Source organism: Streptomyces sp. NPDC107521 (assembly GCF_055598485.1).
This window is the reverse complement of record NZ_JBVKAT010000016.1, coordinates 151,389-166,219: the sequence shown is the minus strand read 5'-3', so window position 1 is coordinate 166,219 and position 14,831 is coordinate 151,389. Positions and strand designations below refer to the sequence as shown.

Here is a 14,831-nt window from a genome sequence, read left to right as displayed (position 1 = left end):
CACCCGCCCGGCGCCGCTCGCTCCCACTGGACACCGGCCCCGCACCCGGCGCGGCCCTGATCTGCTGATCTGCGGGTCTCCGGGCCCGCTTCCGCCCCGAGCCGACGTCCCTCCCCGGGCCCCGGGCCAGGCCCCGGTCCCCGCGTCCCTCCCCGGGCCCCCGGGGAGGGGGCCGGTCCCGCCGCCCCGGTCCCGTGGCCCGACCGGCCTCGGACGCCCCTCCGGCCGGGCCCCCGGTCAGGGCACCTCGTCCGCGAGTTCCGCCACGCCCGTGATCCGGTGCAGCGGATAGGTGCGCACCTCGTCCGCCGTGTGGTCGTACGCCGTGACGAAGCCGCCCTCCACGCCGACCGGCGCGATGACCCGCTGGCTGGCGGCGCCCTCGGCGTTGACGTAGCCGATCCACAGCGTCCCGCCGGTCAGGACCGCGGCCTGCACCGTCGCGAGGGTCTCGGCGGCGCTGGTCCGGGGCAGCTCCCCGGGCCCGGCGGCGGCCCCCGAGCCGTCGGCGGCGGGCTTGCGCGGCGCGGTGGCCGCCAGGTCGCCCGCCCGGACGGCGCGGATCGCGGCGGCGAGCAGGACGTCGTCCGGCACCGGCGGCCCGTCCGGGACCGGCTCCGGCGGGGTGCGCGGCGGGGTGCGGCGGGCGTCGGCGCGGGTGATCAGCACATCGCCCGCGGCGGACTCGGCGGCCGGCGCGAACCCCATCGACCGCAGCCCCTCCAGCAGCGCCCCCGGGTCGGCCTGCGCGGCCAGCACGGTCGGTGCCAGGCGGCGCAGGCCCAGCGGGGCCGCCCGCTTGTCGGCCAGGATCTCGCTGAGCAGCGCGTCGTCGTCGCAGCGCACGTACGCCGAGGCGGCGCCCACCCGCAGCCGCCCGTGCCGCCGGGCCACGTCGTCGATGAGGTACGCGAGGGGCTGGGGGACCGGTGTACGGGAGTGGGCGGCCAGGAAGGCGTGCAGGTCGGCGGCGGTGCGCCCGGAGTCCAGGGCGCGCCGGACGGAGCCGGGGGTGAACCGGTAGACCGTGGCCCCGCCCTTGGACTCCACGTCGGCCAGCACCCCGAGGACATCGGCCAGCGGCCGCTCCAGCGGGCCCGGCGCCACCGCCGTGAGATCGGCCTGGAGCAGGACGTGGTCCAGCGGCTCGGGCAGCAGCGGGGCGAGCAGCCGGGCGGCGCGCGCGGCGGCGGCCGCCCGCTCGGCCGCCGTCGGGGGTGCCGTCACCGGGGGCGTGCGGTGGTGCACGGGGAGCTTGTCACCGGGGCCCGCGGGCGCCTCGTGCTCCGGCGGCTGCCCGTCGGCGGGCGCCGGGTGGTGCGCTCCGGCGGCCACCGGCCCGCGCCCCCCGGACCGCGCGGAACCCCGGCCCCCGTCGGCCCCGTCGGCCCCGTCGGCCCCGGCGGTCCCGGCTCCACCGCGCCCGCCCGCCCCCGCTCCGCCGCCGTCCGCGCCCGTGCCCGGCGCGCCCGCACCCGCGCCGTCCGCGCCGGAACCCCCCGCGCCGGACTCCTCCGCACCCGGGGCGGGCGCCTCGGGCCCGCCGGTCAGCGCGCGTCCCGGCGCCGACAGCGCCCCCCGCCCGGTGATCCCCAGCAGTTCCGCCTCCGCCAGCGTCCACCGGGCCAGCAGGGTGCGCGGATCGTCGTCCGCCCGCTCCCGCCGGTCCCCGCGCGGCGGGCGCTCCCAGTCCAGCCGGGCCAGTAGCGAGCCCTCGTCCGGCGCGGAGCCCTCGGGGAGCCGGGCCAGCAGGCCCAGCACCCGCTGCCGCACCTCGGGCGCCGCCGAGCGGTCCAGGCCGGGGCCGAGCGCGGAGAGCGTGCGGTCCTTCGCGTCCCGGCCGCCGACCAGCCCCGGCGCCCGGGTCGCCGTCAGCCAGGCCCCGGCCAGCCGCGCCCAGCGCTCGGCCGCCGGCAGCTCCCGCCACTCGTCGTGGGCCGGGGTCGCCGCGTACCGCTCGTCGGCCTCGCCGTCGGAGGCCAGCAGGCCCGCCGCGTACGCCAGCTCGGCCCAGAAGGCGGCCACCTGCTCCGGCACGTCCAGCGCGGCCGCGGTGCGCTTGAGGTCGCGCACGCTCAGCCCGCCGGCCCGCAGCACCGCGGGACCGCCCTCGTCCCAGTCCTTCAGCAACTCCTCCACCGTGGCCAGCGCCGTCAGCGCCTGGCCCGCCGCGGTGGCGTCCACCACCCGGGGAGGGTGCGCCGCGGCGGCCTCCACGGCGGGCGGCAGCGGCTCCGGCAAGCGGTGCGCCCGGCCGCCGCGCAGGTGCAGGGCCGCCTCGCGGGGCAGGACGACGGTGCCCGGCGCGGTCGGCAGCAGCAGCCCGCGCTCCAGCAGCCGGCGCAGATGGGGCGCCGGGTCATGGGTGACCTGCCCGTACGGCGGCCCCCACACCAGCCGGTCCAGCACCTGACGGGACTCCTCGGGAAGCCCGGCGAGCACCCCGGCCATCCGGCGCCGGTCGGCGAACAGGGCGGCCAGGGCGGCCACGGCGGACACCGAGTCGTGCGTCGAGGGCAGCCCGACGGCGGCCAGGATCTCCTGCACCCGGCCCGGCGACATGCCCGCCGCGGCCTCCCGCACGGTGGGCCCGAGCCCCGTCGGCGAGGGGTGGCGGGCGGAGGGGGCGAGCAGTTCCCGGGCGGTGCGCACCAGCCGCAGCCGGTCGTCGCCGCCCCACACGAGGGCCTGCTCGCGCAGCCCGGCCAGGGCCCGGGGGAGCGCGGCGGTCACGGCCGGGTCGGCGTCGTCACCGGCCATCAGCGCGAGCAGTTCGGAGTACGGCGCCGGGTCGGCGGCCACGGCCAGCGCCTGTGCCGTCTGGAGCGCGAACCGGTCCAGCCGCTCCAGCGCCCGCACCACCGAGGCGCGGGTGCCGGCCCGGGTGGCGAGCTGGGTGAGGTCCGTGGGCACGGGGGTGACGAGGTCGGGCCGGCTGCGCAGGAGGGCGGCCAGAGAGGCGTCGTCCCTGCCGCGGAGCGCCTCCGCGAGGGACCGGGGGGCCGCGGGCTTCTCCTCGGTGCTCATCGGCCCAACTTAGCCGGTGTCCCGTGCGGCGAGCAGTCGTGCCGCCGGGCCGCCCCGGCGCGGTGAACCGGTACCTTCGTGCCTCGGAGCACCACAACGCACCGGCCCGGAGGGGTTCGTGGGGATCGAGAGCGACCAGGTCGTCTACGAGTATCTGAGCCGCGTCGGCGACGTGGCGCAGCAGCGGCAGCTGCCGTCCGCCGCCCGGATGCGGCTGGTCGCGGACCTGCGCGAGCGGATCGACCGGCACCGGTCCGGGGCCGCCGCGGACAGTCCCGCCGCCGTGCGGCGCATCCTGGACGGGCTGGGCAGCCCCGACGACCTGGTCGAGGCGGCCGGAGCGGGGCCGGGGGCGGCGGGCGGCGCGCCCCCGCCGCCCGCCCCCGCCGTGCCCGTGCAGCGGGCGGACGAGCCCTCCGCCGGGTCCCGGGGCGCGGGCCCGCGCGGCGCCGCGCCGTCCCCGGGGGCCGCCGGGACCGGGGCGGCGGTGCCGGGGGGCATGGCGGGGGAGCGCGCCGAACGGCGCGAGTGGTGGCGGGTGGACGGGCCGTCCGGCGGCGCCGGGGGACCGTTCGGGACCGCCGGGGGCCCGTTCGGGGCCGGTGACGGCGTGCCGGGGTTCGTCGGCGGCGTGGAGATCCCGGAACTGCTCAGGCCGCCGCCGTCCGGGGATCCGGACGAGGACGACGCCGAGGACGGCGGGGCGCCGGACGCCCCCGGGGCGGAGGCCGCGGGCGGCGGGCCCGGCGGGTCCGCCCGGCGGTTCGGGCTGCCGCGCCTGTGGCCCGCCGGGGGCGCGCGGAACCCCCTGCTGCTGACGGGGGCGGCGCTGCTGGCCGCCGGGGCGCTGCTCGGCTCGCTCGTCCCGCTGGGCCTGGGCTGGCTGATCGCCTACTGCTCGCGGCGGCTGACCCGCGAGCAGTCCCGGTGGGCGGTGCTGGGGCTGCCCGGCACGGTCGCCGCCGCGTCCGCCGTCTGGCTCTGGGGGCGCGCGGACGGCCGCTGGGGCGATCCGGTCGCGCAGGGGGCGATGCGGGACGCGGTCGCCGAGACCTGGCCCTGGACGCTGCGGGCCGCCGCCGTCGCCACCGCCCTTTACCTCCTCTGGCACGCCCGCCGCCACCAGGGCTGACCCGAGGGTCCGGGCACGGCCCCTCCGGGACGGCCCCGAGGCCCTCTCCGGGCAGGCTCCGGAGCCCCTCCGGGCGGATCCCCGAGGGACCCGGGGGGCGGCCCGGCCGGTCCTGGGGGGCGCCACGGGGTGGACGGAGGGGCGCTACGGGGTGGGCGAGGGCGCCCCTCCGGTCAGCGCGCGCGCCCGGCGGCGCCCCGCCGCGACGGACCGCAGGACGCCCGCGCCGGCGATGAGGAACCCGACGCCCATCAGCATGCTCAGGCCGAACATGTAGACCGGGAACGGCGTCGTCCCCATCAGCAGCGGGGCCACCGTGATCAGGGCGGCCACGGCGCCGACGAAGAAGACGACCGCTCCGGCGCGGACCAGCCGGTCGCCGGGCCCGGAGGAATTCGCTTGGGTTTTGTCAGCCACCCCACCAGGGTAGTTCCCACCCCGAGGGGACCGACCGGCGGACGTCTTGTCACCGGCCCCTGGAGCATTAGCCTGGACACCGGCGGGTCCCCACGACCCGCCCGAGTGCTGTCATGAGCGGTTTTCCGACGAACACGAGGACGAGGACGGACGTGCCCACCGGCAAGGTCAAGTGGTTCAACAGCGAGAAGGGCTTCGGCTTTCTCTCCCGCGACGACGGCGGTGACGTCTTCGTGCATTCCTCGGTCCTCCCCGCCGGAGTCGAGGCGCTGAAGCCCGGCCAGCGCGTGGAATTCGGTGTCGTCGCGGGTCAGCGCGGCGACCAGGCGCTTTCCCTGACATTGCTGGAACCGGCGCCTTCGGTCGCCGCGGCGCAGCGCCGGAAGCCCGACGAACTCGCCTCGATCGTGCAGGATTTGACGACCCTGCTCGAAAACATCACCCCGATGCTGGAAAAGGGCCGTTATCCCGACAAGGCGGCGGGAAAGCAGATCGCCGGTCTGCTGCGCGCGGTCGCGGACCAGTTGGACGTGTGAGCCGCCGTTCCGCGCCCGCGGCCCGGACGCGTTTTCCTTGGGGCGCCTCTTGTTCGGATCAGGCCGGGCTCGCGGGCCCTGGCACCGCACCCCGTCGCGTTGTCGTCGGTCGCCGGGGCTCCGCCCCCGACTCCCTCCTCCGCCTCGTGACGCACGGCGCCGGACCCCGCTCCCCGATCCGGCCCGATCCGAACGGAAGACCCTAAGGGAAATCCAGCGCGTCCGGGCCGAGGGCCGGTACGAGTCCCTCGGCCGCCGCGCGGGTCAGCAAGCCCCGGACGGCCGCGTAGCCGTCCTCGCCGAGGTCGGCGGTGAACTCGTTGACGTACAGCCCGATGTGCTGGTCGGCGACGGACGGGTCCATCTCCTGGGCGTGCTCCATCACATAGGGCCGCGAGAGCGCGGGGTCGTCCCAGGCCGCGCGGACCGAGGCCCGGACGGAGTCCGCGAGCCGGGTCAGCGTCCCGGCCCCCAGCGACCGCTTCGCGATGATCGCGCCCAGCGGGATCGGCAGCCCGGTGGTGCTCTCCCAGTGCTCGCCCATGTCGGCGATCCGGTGCAGCCCGTAGTCCCGGTAGGTGAAGCGGGCCTCGTGGATGACGAGTCCGGCGTCGACCCGGCCGTCCCGCACGGCGGGCATGATCTCGTGGAACGGCATGACCACGACGCCGCCCACCCCGCCGGGCACCGCGTCCGCCGCCCACAGCCGGAACAGCAGGTACGCCGTCGACGTCTCGCTCGGCACCGCCACCGTGCGGCCCCGCAGGTCGGCGCCCTCCTCGCGGGCCAGCACCAGCGGCCCGCAGCCCCGGCCCAGGGCCCCGCCGCAGGGCAGCAGGGCGTACTCCCCGAGGACCCTCGGCAGCACGGCGTAGGAGACCTTCAGGACGTCGTGCTCGCCGCGCTCGGCCATGCCGTTGGTGATGTCGATGTCCGCGAAGGTCACGTCGAGGGCGGGGGCGCCGGGGACGCGGCCGTGGGCGAGGGCGTCGAAGACGAAGGTGTCGTTCGGGCAGGGGGAGTAGGCGATCCGCAGGGCTTCACCGGTGGTCATGTGTGGTCCAACTCGTCAGGACGGTCCCGGGGTTCCCCGGCCGTCTCCCCGGTCCTCGGGGCCCGTCCGGCTCCCGGGCGCCGCCCGGCCCGCCGAGCGCGGCGAAGGCCGCCGTCAGGGCGGCGAGGGCGTCGCCCACCCGCCAGGCGGCGCGGTCGCGCGGGCCCACCGGGTTGGAGACCGCGCGCAGTTCCAGTACGGGCACCCCGTGGGCGGCGGCGGCCTCGGCGACGCCGAAGCCCTCCATGGCCTCCGCGAGGGCCCGCGGATGCCGGGAGCGCAGCAGGTCGGCGCGGGCGGCGGTGCCGGTCACCGTGGAGCCGGTCAGGACCGTGCCGGGGCGGGCCCCGGTGGCCGCGGCGACCGCGCGCACCAGGGCGGCCGGGGGGCGGTGGGTGACGGTGCCGAAGCCGAGGTCGGTGACCGGCAGGAAGCCGTCGGCCGTCTCGGCGCCCAGGTCGGCGGCGGTGATCTCGTCCGCGACCACCAGCGAGCCGACCGGTGCCCCGGGCGCGAAGCCGCCGGCGATGCCGGCCGAGACGACCAGCCCGTAGGGGTCGCCGCCGAGGGCCGCGGCGGTCAGCGCGGCGGCCGTGGAGGCGGCGGCGAGCGCGGGGCCCACCCCGGCGGTCAGCAGGTCCCAGCCGTGCGGCAGCCGGTGCAGCACGGCCCCGGGACGGATCACCTCGGTGACCGGGCCCGGGAACGCGCGGGCCACCGCGTCCCGCTCCGCGGGGACCGCGGTGGCCACCAGGACGCGGGGCGGGGCCCCGGGGTGCCGCGCGGGGGCGGACGCGGTCAGTCCGCCTTCTTCAGCTTGAACACCCACACCGCGGTGATCTTCTCGCTGTCCGCCTTGCCGTCGCGGGCGGCGATGGCGACGTTGGTGGAGTTGCCCTTGGCGCCGTACTGGGCGTTGAAGAACACGCTGCCGGGAACGGTGGTGTAGGTCTTCTTGAAGTCGTTGACCAGCTGCTGACCGTTCATCAGGATCGTCCAGCGCTTGTCCGCGATCTTCGGGTCGACGCCGAAGCGCACGGTCTCGTCCGGGTCGACCGTGATCGTCTTGGCGTCCTTGTCCTTCAGACACGCGGTGATCTGCGCGTCGGAGAGGGCCTTGCCCTCCCAGCCGCAGGCGGCCTGGGAACTCACCGAGTCGGTGCCGACCGTGATCGTCGACACCGGGGTGGGCTCGTCACAGGCGGACAGCAGGAGCAGTCCTGCGGAGACGGCGCCGACGGTGGCGACGGCACGGCGGCGTCGCACAGCGCGGTGTCCGGTAGCGGCTGCGCCGCGGGGCAACGTGGTCATGGCGAAAGGCTATACGGCGCCCGGGGCCCGTTCCCCACCTGGGGGCGGCGTGCCGTGCTCACGCCACCCTCGGCCGCGCGGTGCCGCCGTGCCGCGCCGACGCGATCAGCCCCCGTACGGTCGTCAGCCAGCCGGCGGCCACGATGGTGGCGCCGACGGCCAGGCCCAGGGTGCCGTTGAGCGGCAGCGCGATGCCGACGGCGCCGCCGAAGACCCAGGAGACCTGGAGCAGCGTCTCCGAGCGGGCGAACGCCGAGGTGCGCACGTGCTCGGGCACGTCCCGCTGGATCAGCGCGTCCAGGGCCAGCTTGGCGAGGGCCTGGGCGAAACCGGCGACGGCGGCCAGGCAGGCCACCAGCACGGCGCCGAAGAACACCGCGGCCGTCACCGCCGCGCCCACCAGGATCGCGACCACCGTCACGATGATGATCTCCGGCGCCCGCGACCTCAGCCACGCCCCGACCGCCGTGCCCAGCGCGTTCCCGGCCCCGGCGGCCACGCCCACGATGCCCAGCGAGACCGCCGCGCTCTGACCCGTCATCGGGTGCACGCGCAGCAGGAAGGCGAGGAAGAAGATCAGGAAGCCGGTCAGGCAGCGGATGGCGGCGTTGGCGGCCAGCGCCAGGGTGACCGCCGGGCCGACCGTGCGCAGCCCGGGGCGCCTGCCCTCCTCGCGCCGCGGCCCGTGCAGCAGGTGCTCCTCGGCGGCGAGCAGGGCCCGGCCCTCGCCCCGCGCGGAGTCCACCTTCGGCGGCAGCGTGAACGACAGGAAGGTCCCCGCCACGAAGATCACGAAGGCGCCGTAGAGCGGCCAGCGCGGGCCGACCTGCTGGAGCCCGGCCGCCACGGGCGCGGCGATCCCGGTGGCGAGCAGCCCGCAGAGCGTGACCCGGGAGTTCGCCTTGACCAGGGAGAAGCCGGGCGGCAGCAGCCGCGGCACGACCGCGCTGCGGACCACGCCGTACGCCTTGGAGGCGACCAGGACGCACAGGGCCGCCGGGTACATGCCGAGGCTGCCGGTGACGACCGCGCCGGACAGCACCAGCGCGAGCAGGGCGCGGGCGCCCATCGCGGTGGCCATGGCGGCGCGGCGGCCGTGCGGCACGCGGTCCAGGAGCGGGCCGATGACGGGGGCGAGGAGGGTGAACGGGGCCATGGTGATGGCCAGGTAGAGGGCGACCCGGCCGCGGGCCTCGTCGGTGGGGACGGAGAAGAAGACGGTGGAGGCGAGCGCGACGGTGATCATCACGTCGCCCGCGCCGTTCACCCCGTGCAGTTCGATCAGCTTGCCGAGGCCGGACTCGCCGGCGCCGTGCGCGTGGGTCGCCCGGCGGATGACGCGCGCCGTCGCGCTCACCGGCCGCCGCAGGGCACGGCCGACCGCGCGGAACCACCCGGGACCCCGTCCCCGGCTCCCGCCCTTGAACTCCGTCCGTGCGGCTGCCACTCCGACATAGTGCCCCGCCGGGAGCCGATCTAGCGCGGCCCGGACCCGGACGGACGCCCCCGGGGGACCCCGGCGGGCGGGGCGCGGGGCCCTCGGGGGCGTCCCCCGGGGGTGCCGGGGCACGCCGGGGGCGCACCGGGGGAACGGACTCGGGGGCGCTCGCGAGGGGTGCCCGGAGCCGCCCCCGGCGGGGGCCGGGGGACACGCCCGGGGGCCGCGGGGCCGTTTCCGTCAGGGGCGCGGGGGGTGTTCACCCCCGGGGCGGGGGAGCGTCCGGCGGGCCGGCGGGGGAAGCGGGGCGCGGTGGAAAAGCCCGTCGGTGTAGGCCCAGCGCAGATGAGCAGGTAGCGTGCGTAGCTGCGCCATGGCGAACGTTCTCGGCCGCGCGCCTTACGGTCATCCCGCAGAATGGATGACGTAGGCGCGCCCGAGGGCGACAGGGCGCGGACGTCGACGCGGTCCACAGGTCCGCTCCGTCCGCCCCTCGCGGACAGGGGCGCACTCGTGAGACGGCGTATGGAGAGAAGCGATACCTGTGAGCGCAGCGACAACGCGAAGCCGCACCCCCGACCGCCTGTGCGCCGAGGCGGTCGATCTCGCCCGCGCCGCTGCCGAGGAGGTCGCCGCGCCAGGGGTGGTCGGCGAACACGAGGGGATGGTGTCGGAGGGCGACCGTGTCGTCACCCACTACTTCGCCTCCAAGGAGATGGGCTACCGCGGCTGGCGCTGGGCCGTCACCGTCGCCCGCGCCTCCCGCGCCCGCGTCGTCACGGTGGACGAGGCGGTCCTGCTGCCCGGCGCCGACGCCCTCCTGGCCCCCGAGTGGGTGCCGTGGAGCGAGCGGCTGCGCCCCGGGGACATGGGCCCCGGCGACCTGCTGCCCACCGACGCCGAGGATCTCCGGCTGGAGCCCGGCTGGTCCGGCGAGGACGAGCCGCCGCCGAACTCCGCCGTCTCCCACGAGATGGCCGACCTCGTGGAGGCCGAGGACGCCGAGCTGACGGCGGGTCCGCCGGCCGGCCTGACGACCACTCCGGCCCGCGGCACCATCGCCTCCGTCGCCGAGGAGCTGGGCCTGCGGCGCGCCCGCGTCCTGTCCCGCTACGGCCTGCTGGCCGCCGCCGAGCGCTGGGAGGAGTCCTTCGGCCCGAGGACCCCGATGGCCCAGGCGGCACCCGCCCCCTGCGTCTCCTGCGGCTTCCTGGTCCGCATCGGCGGCTCCCTCGGCCAGGCCTTCGGCCTCTGCGCCAACGAGTTCTCCCCGGCGGACGGCAGGGTCGTCTCCCTCGCCTACGGCTGCGGCGGCCACTCCGAGGCCGCGGTCATGCCCCGGCCCCCGCAGCCCCCGCCGCCGGTGATCGACGAGACCCGGGTGGACCCGTTCCCGCTGCGCCCGGCCGCGGACTCCGGTTCGGTGCCGGAGGGCGAGGACGCGTCGGCGGCGGAGCTGGGCCACTCCTAGGGCCTCTCGTTCGGATCATGCCGGGCTCGCGGGGTCCGGCGCCGCATCTCGCGGTGTTGTCGTCGGTCGCCGGGGCTCCGCCCCGACTCCCTCCTCCGCCTCGCGACGCACGGCGCCGGACCCCGCTCCCCGATCCGGCCCGACCCGAACGAAAGACCCCAGTGACCTGAGTCAGAGATTCCTCGTCAGATCGCGGCCATCAGCCGGATGCCGTGCGGCCGGCAGGTCCGGCCCGGCCTGCTGACATCCGGCCTCCGGCACGCCGGGCGGCTCGCGAGAACTACCCGGATATCTCTGACTCAGGTCACTGGACCCCGTCGCCCCCGCCCGCCCGGAGGGCGGACCCGGTGGCGCCGAGCCCGTACGGCCGCGCGTGCCGGGCCTCGGCCCGTGCGCCGGCGGCACGCGGGAGGGGCCCGGTCCCCGGCGCGGCGGGAGCGCGTGCGGGGTGCCGGCTGCCGCCGGGCGGACGGGGAGGCGAGGACAGGGCTGTGCCCTGCGCCTCCGGTCCCCCGCGCGTCCGGGCCTTCGGCTCCGGGGCCTCCGGGTTCCCGCGTTCCGGGCACTCGCGCGGCTGGGCTCTCGCGCCTCTGGGTACTCGCGCTGCCCGGTTCTCGCGCTGCCGGGCTCTCGCGCTGTCGGGCCTCCGCGCAGCCCGGTTCTCGCGCGTCCGGGCCTCCGCGCAGCCCGGTTCTCGCGCCTCTGGGCCCCCGCGTCGCCCGACTCTCGTGCCGCCGTGCCGCCGTGCTGCCGAGCCCTCGCGCCGCGCGCCTGTGCCGTCCGGTTCCTGTACTGCCGGGCTTTCGGGCCGCCGGGCCCGTCCCTTGCCCGGCTCCGCCCTGTTCGGGTTTCCGCGTCGCCGGGCTCCCGCCCCGTTGGGGCCGCCCGTGTCGGCCGGTTCCCGTGCCGCCGGGCTCTCCCGGCGGCCCGGTTCCGGCTCCCGGTTTCCGCGTCGCCCGGCCGTCGCGTCGCCGGTGCGGCCGGTGCCGCCTTCGCCGCCGGGCGCCGTCGGGGGCGTACGCCCGAGCTGGTACGAGGGCGCTCGCCCGCTCCGGGCGGGGTACCCGGCCCGTGTCCGCCGGTGCGCTCCCCCGTCCCCGCCGGGGCGTACCCGCCGGTGGGAATGCGCCCCGTGCCGGGCGGGGCGGTACCTTCGAGCTCACGCCGACGAGGGCCGATGAGGAGAGATGACCGTGAGCATGTTCGTGCGGCCCGCCGCCGAGAGCGCGGACCCGTTCGGTACCGCGCGGCTGCGGCGCGGGGTGCTGGACGCCTGGGCCGCGAGCCCGGCCCGGTTCCGCGAGGACGCCAACGCCGAGGAGGACCTCGTCCTCGGCGGCTACCGCGACCGTCTGGTCGTCGAGCTGGCGCAGAACGCGGCCGACGCCGCCGCGCGCGCCGGGGTGCCGGGACGGCTCCGGCTGACCCTGCGCGACGGCGTCCTGGTCGCCGCGAACACCGGCGCCCCGCCCGACGCGGCGGGCGTCGAGTCGCTGTCCACGCTGCGGGCCTCCGCCAAGCGCGACGCGCCCGTCCCCGGCGCGGGTGGCCCGGGCGGCCCCGGCGGTGCCGGGGGCCCGGAGGGGCCGGGCGCCGCCGCCGTCGCCGTCGGCCGGTTCGGCGTCGGCTTCGCCGCCGTCCTCGCCGTCACCGACGAGCCCGCCGTCATCGGACGGCACGGCGGGGTCCGCTGGTCGCTGCCGGAGGCCCGCGACCTGGCCGCCGGGACCGCCCGGCACAGCCCCGGCCTCGGGGACGAGATCCGCCGCCGCGACGGCCATGTGCCGCTGCTGCGGCTGCCGTTCCCCGCCGAGGGCACCGCCCCCGAGTCCTACGACACCGTCGTGATCCTGCCGCTGCGCGACACCGCCGCCGCCGACCTCGCCGAGCGCCTGCTGCGCACCGTCGACGACGCGCTGCTGCTCGCCCTGCCGGGGCTGACGGAGGTCGTCGTCGAGACCGGCGACGAGGTCCGCACCCTGCGCCGCCGCGCCGACGGCGCCCTCACCGCCGTCGAGGACTCGCGCGAGGGAACCACCCGCTGGCGCACCGCCGCCGCCCACGGCCCGCTCACCCCGGACCTGCTCGCCGACCGGCCCGTCGAGGAGCGGCTGCGGCCCCACTGGTCGGTCACCTGGGCCGTGCCCGTCGACGCCGACGGCGCCCCCGCCCGCCCCCGCACCGAGCCCGTCGTGCACGCCCCCACCCCCAGCGAAGAGCCGCTCGGCGTGCCCGCCCTGCTCATCGCCTCCTTCCCGCTGGACTCCAGCCGGCGGCACACCGCGCCCGGCCCGCTGACCGACTTCCTGGTCCAGCGCGCCGCCGACGCCTACGCCGGGCTGCTCGCCGACTGGCGGCCGGTCGGCCCCGGCCTCGTCGACCTCGTGCCCGGCCCGCTGGGCAGCGGCGAACTCGACGGCGCGCTGCGCCGGGCCGTCCTCGACCGGCTGCCCCGCACCTCCTTCCTGCCCCCCGCCCTGCCCCCCGGCGACGGCGACGGCGACGGGGACGGCGAGGACGCGGACCGTCTCCCCGCGTCGCTGCGCCCCCGGGACGCCGAGATCGTCGAGGGCGCGGGCGCCGCGACCGTACGGGTCCTGGCGGAGGTGCTGCCGACGCTGCTGCCCGCCGGGCTGGAGCGCCGCGCCGAGCTGCGCGCCCTCGGCGTGGCCAGGCTGCCGCTGAGCGACGCCGTCGACCGGCTCGCCGGGCTGGAGAAGGCCCCGTCCTGGTGGTGGCGGCTCTACGACAGCCTCGCCGGGGTCGACCCCGACCGGCTCTCCGGGCTGCCGGTGCCGCTGGCCGGGGACGCCCCCCGGGGGTTCGGCACCGGCGCCGTCCGGACCGCGATCGGCCCCCGCCAGGTCCTGCTGCCCTCCCCGGACTCCAGCGCCCTCGACCCGGAGATCCTGGCCCGTCTGGGCCTCAAGGTCGCCCACCCGGACGCCGCGCACCCGCTGCTGGAGAAGCTCGGCGCCCTGCCGGCCACCGCGCGCGCCGTGCTCACCACGCCGCAGGTGCGGGCCGCCGTCGCCGCCTCCCTGGACGACGACGGCGGGGCCGTCTGGGAGGAGGACACCCTCGACGCCGAGGAACTCGCCGACACCGTCCTCGGCCTCGTCCGGGACGCCGGGCTGGACGCCGGGGAGGAGCCCTGGCTGGGCGCCCTCGCCCTGCCCGACGAGGACGGCGAACTCGCCCCCGCCGGTGAACTCGTCTTCCCCGGCGGCCCGTTCGCCCGGGTGATGCGGGAGGACGAACTCGCCGCCGTGGACGCCGGACTGGCCGGGAAGTGGGGCCCCGAACCGCTCGCCGCCTGCGGCGTCCTGGTCACCTTCGCCCTGGTGCGCGCCGCCGACGTCGTCCTGGACCCCGACGAACTGGATTCCCGGGACGGCGACTTCGCCGAGCCGGACGACGCGGGGCTGCTGGACGCCGTGGACGTCTGGAGCGAGGACGTCCTCGACCGCTTCCCGGACAGTCCCGTCCCGCCCGTCGCCACCGAACTCGTCGCCGTGCGCGACCTCGACCTCGTCGACGACGACCGCTGGCCGGAGGCCCTCGCCCTGCTGTCGCGGCCCCCGCTGCGCGACGCCCTGGTCCAGCCGGTGCGGGTGCTGCTGCCCGACGGCACCCACGAGACCGTGCGGCCCTACACCGCCTGGTGGCTGCGCGGCCACCCGGTGCTCGGCGGCCGGCGCCCGGCCGGACTGCGCGCGGCCGGCGGCGACCCGCTGCTGCGCGGCCTGTACGACGAGGCAGACGCCACCGGCTTCGAGGACGAGCAGGTGCTCCGGGCGCTCGGCGTCCGCACCTCCGTCGCCGCCCTGCTGGACGAGCCCGGCGGCGCGGCGGAGCTGCTGGACCGCCTCGCGGACCCCGGCCGCCCGGTCACCGCCGCCCAGTTGCACGCCCTGTACGGCGTCCTGGCGGAGCTGGACCCGGACCGGGTGACCCTGCCGGACGAGGTCCGCGCGGTGGTCGACGGCCGGGTCGAGGTGGTGGACGCCGTCGACGCCGTGGTCGTCGACTCGCCCGACCTGCTGCCCTTCACCGCCGGGGTGCCGCTGCTGCCGGTGCGTCCGGCGCGCGCCGCCGACCTGGCCGAGCTGTTCCAGGTGCGGCGGCTGAGCGACTCCGTCAGCGGCACGGTGGACTCCGAGGGCACGGAGCACGACGTGCCGGAGGCGGTGCGGGCGCTGCTGGGCGCGCGCACCCCGCGGTCCTACGTGGAGCACGGGGAACTGGTGGTGGACGGGGTCGCCGTCGACTGGCGCCTGACCGCCGACGGCGTCCCGCACGCCGCCACCCTGGAGGGCGTGGCCGCCGCCCTCGCCTGGGCCACCGGGCAGTGGCCCCGCCGCTTCGAGACGGCGGCCCTGCTGGAGGACCCCACCCGCACGGAGGAGCTGTCCCGGGACCGCTGGTTCGACTGACCGGCCCGC

At 78.1% G+C, this 14,831-nt stretch carries 10 protein-coding genes; 4 read left to right on the top strand and 6 right to left on the bottom strand.

Features of this window, described 5'->3' with window-relative positions; translation table 11 throughout:
* Positions 1 to 237: 237 nt before the first annotated feature.
* The gene (locus ACZ7LB_RS23250; protein WP_471470795.1) at positions 238 to 3,027 is read right to left on the bottom strand and encodes a helicase-associated domain-containing protein; all 2,790 of its coding nucleotides are present in this window, start codon (positions 3,025 to 3,027) and stop codon (positions 238 to 240) included.
* A gap of 118 nt (positions 3,028 to 3,145) precedes the next feature.
* On the opposite strand from ACZ7LB_RS23250, the gene ACZ7LB_RS23245 reads away from it, so the two are divergent.
* Complete coding sequence (locus ACZ7LB_RS23245) at positions 3,146 to 4,159, top strand: hypothetical protein (protein ID WP_471470794.1); 1,014 nt, start codon at positions 3,146 to 3,148, stop codon at positions 4,157 to 4,159.
* A 144-nt stretch (positions 4,160 to 4,303) separates the two neighbouring features.
* On the opposite strand, the gene ACZ7LB_RS23240 is transcribed toward ACZ7LB_RS23245, so the two are convergent.
* The gene (locus ACZ7LB_RS23240) at positions 4,304 to 4,576 is read right to left on the bottom strand and encodes a hypothetical protein (protein ID WP_471470792.1); all 273 of its coding nucleotides are present in this window, start codon (positions 4,574 to 4,576) and stop codon (positions 4,304 to 4,306) included.
* A gap of 152 nt (positions 4,577 to 4,728) precedes the next feature.
* Here ACZ7LB_RS23240 and ACZ7LB_RS23235 point away from each other — a divergent pair, with 152 nt between their 5' ends.
* Complete coding sequence (locus ACZ7LB_RS23235; protein WP_161223961.1) at positions 4,729 to 5,112, top strand: cold shock domain-containing protein; 384 nt, start codon at positions 4,729 to 4,731, stop codon at positions 5,110 to 5,112.
* A gap of 202 nt (positions 5,113 to 5,314) precedes the next feature.
* On the opposite strand, the gene ACZ7LB_RS23230 is transcribed toward ACZ7LB_RS23235, so the two are convergent.
* The 4 genes from ACZ7LB_RS23230 to ACZ7LB_RS23215 are packed head-to-tail and all read right to left on the bottom strand — an operon-like array spanning position 5,315 to position 8,924.
* Complete coding sequence (locus ACZ7LB_RS23230) at positions 5,315 to 6,166, bottom strand: 1,4-dihydroxy-6-naphthoate synthase (protein ID WP_471470790.1); 852 nt, start codon at positions 6,164 to 6,166, stop codon at positions 5,315 to 5,317.
* Positions 6,153 to 6,917, bottom strand: a complete 765-nt coding sequence (locus ACZ7LB_RS23225) for a futalosine hydrolase (protein WP_471470840.1) — start codon at positions 6,915 to 6,917, stop codon at positions 6,153 to 6,155. The genes ACZ7LB_RS23230 and ACZ7LB_RS23225 overlap by 14 nt, the downstream gene beginning before the upstream one ends.
* A 47-nt stretch (positions 6,918 to 6,964) precedes the next feature.
* Positions 6,965 to 7,477, bottom strand: coding sequence for a DUF2771 domain-containing protein (locus ACZ7LB_RS23220; RefSeq protein WP_471470789.1), 513 nt, complete (start codon positions 7,475 to 7,477; stop codon positions 6,965 to 6,967).
* 58 nt (positions 7,478 to 7,535) lie between these two features.
* Entirely contained in the window at positions 7,536 to 8,924 is a 1,389-nt protein-coding gene (locus ACZ7LB_RS23215) for an MFS transporter (protein ID WP_471470788.1), read from the bottom strand.
* A 535-nt stretch (positions 8,925 to 9,459) separates the two neighbouring features.
* Between ACZ7LB_RS23215 and ACZ7LB_RS23210 the strand changes: the two genes are divergently transcribed.
* Positions 9,460 to 10,386 (top strand): DUF3027 domain-containing protein, encoded by a 927-nt coding sequence (locus ACZ7LB_RS23210; RefSeq protein ID WP_471470787.1) that lies wholly within the window; start codon positions 9,460 to 9,462, stop codon positions 10,384 to 10,386.
* A gap of 1,193 nt (positions 10,387 to 11,579) precedes the next feature.
* Positions 11,580 to 14,822: a sacsin N-terminal ATP-binding-like domain-containing protein gene (locus ACZ7LB_RS23205; protein WP_471470785.1), complete on the top strand. Its 3,243-nt coding sequence runs from the start codon at positions 11,580 to 11,582 to the stop codon at positions 14,820 to 14,822.
* Positions 14,823 to 14,831 lie beyond the last annotated feature (9 nt).

What these genes read in the sequence shown, in the direction of transcription:
- ACZ7LB_RS23220 (WP_471470789.1), bottom strand. Translation starts at nt 7,477, where the DNA reads ATGACCACGTTGCCCCGCGGCGCAGCCGCTACCGGACACCGCGCTGTG.
- ACZ7LB_RS23250 (WP_471470795.1), bottom strand. Translation starts at nt 3,027, where the DNA reads ATGAGCACCGAGGAGAAGCCCGCGGCCCCCCGGTCCCTCGCGGAGGCG.
- ACZ7LB_RS23230 (WP_471470790.1), bottom strand. Translation starts at nt 6,166, where the DNA reads ATGACCACCGGTGAAGCCCTGCGGATCGCCTACTCCCCCTGCCCGAAC.